Raw genomic sequence first — 1,478 nt, 5'->3', positions numbered from 1 at the left:
TCGCGAAGCGCAAGCGCTCGATGCCCGTGGCGTCGAGCGCATCGAGCACGGCCGCGAAGCGGGGCGAGCCGTACAGGTCGCGACCGTAGGAGTTCACGTTCTGGCCCAGAAGGATGATCTCCTTCACTCCGGCGGCCACGTAACCCTCCGCCTCGGCCACGATATCCTCGAGCGGGCGGGACTTCTCGCGGCCGCGCACGTAGGGCACGATGCAGTACGAGCAGAAGTTGTTGCAGCCCTGCGCGATGGGAAGCCAGGCGGCCCATGCGTGCTCGCGCGCGGTCGGCAGCTCGGAGGCGAACGAAGAGCCGGCGTCGAGCACCTCCACGTGGTGCCCGCCCTCGTCGAGCGCCTCCTCGAGCAGCCGCGGCAGCGAGCCCAGGTTGTGCGTGCCGAACACCACGTCCAAATGCGGCAGCTCGTCAACGAGTTTCTGCCCGTCGCGCTGCCCGATGCAGCCGCCCACGGCCACGACGCGTTTCGACAGCGGGGTGTCGGCGCGCAGCGGCGTGTTCTTGAGCGAGGCCACCTGGCCGTAGAGGCGCGTGTCGGCGGCTTCGCGCACGCAGCACGTCATGAACACGACAAGGTCGGCGTCCTCGATGGCATCGACGGGCAGCGCGCCCAGGCCCTCGAGCATGCCGGCGACGCGCTCGGAATCGTGCTTGTTCATCTGGCAGCCGAACGTGCGGATGCAGAACGCGAGGTTCGTGAAAGGGGTATGGGTGTGCATGGGTATCCTCAGTGTGCAAGGTCGGACGGGTGGGCTTCCGCTTCCCCGTCGACAACAGGCATGGACACGCCGCGCGTGTAGCGCGGCTCGACTGCGAAGCGAATGGCCGTGCGGTACTCGCCTTCGATGACGATGTCCGCAAAGGAGGGCACGCAGGCGATCTCGATGCCCACGGGCGAGAGGAAGCCGCGCGAGATGGCGATGGCCTTAACGGCCTGGTTCACCGCTCCGGCCCCGACAGCCTGTATCTCCACGCCCACGCCGTCCTTCACCATGCCGGCGATGGCCCCGGCCACGGAAGCAGGCGACGATTTCGATGAAACCTTCAGGCAGCCGATCTCCGGCTTGTGCTCGGGTGCGGTCATGCATATCCTTCGTCGTTTGAGTACGTTGCTCGTGCGTTTGGCGTACGTTCAATATGCGCGCGGCGCGCGGGCGCCGCATTTCTAGGTATTGTTATTCTAGCTATTAATGGTATGGCGCGCAACCTGCGGATATGGCAGTACGCCGACCAGATGGCGCAGCTTATGCGGAACTTAGCGGAGCTTGCTCACGGGGATATGGATGCGGATGCCGTCCTTGCCCACGCGCACCTCGGGCTGCACGTCGGGCTCCAGGTAGTAGCGTTGAGCGACGTCGCGGTAGGCAGCGGCCACCCGGCCAGCGAAGTCGTCCAGATCCTCGCGGGCCAGCTTGAGACCCCGTGCGTCCTGGGAGGCACACGGGGCGGCGGTGCGCGGGGCTG

Annotated in this window: 2 protein-coding genes and 1 pseudogene; all 3 read right to left on the bottom strand. The window is 66.5% G+C overall.

What is annotated here, in order from left to right; genetic code table 11:
* The coding region (locus tag GPA_RS01700) for a radical SAM protein (protein WP_041238778.1) at positions 1 to 733 on the bottom strand (733 nt) is incomplete at its 3' end.
* Between the two features lie 8 nt (positions 734 to 741).
* Positions 742 to 1,098 carry a stage V sporulation protein S gene (locus GPA_RS01695; protein WP_015538757.1) on the bottom strand — a complete coding sequence of 119 codons (357 nt, stop codon included), beginning with the start codon at positions 1,096 to 1,098 and terminating at the stop codon, positions 742 to 744.
* Positions 1,099 to 1,269: 171 nt separating this feature from the next.
* A pseudogene (locus GPA_RS18680) lies at positions 1,270 to 1,478 on the bottom strand (ATP-binding protein); the annotation flags it as partial.

Origin of the sequence: Gordonibacter pamelaeae 7-10-1-b, assembly GCF_000210055.1 — a bacterium.
Lineage (GTDB): Bacteria > Actinomycetota > Coriobacteriia > Coriobacteriales > Eggerthellaceae > Gordonibacter > Gordonibacter pamelaeae.
This window is presented reverse-complemented; position numbering and strand designations above follow the sequence as displayed.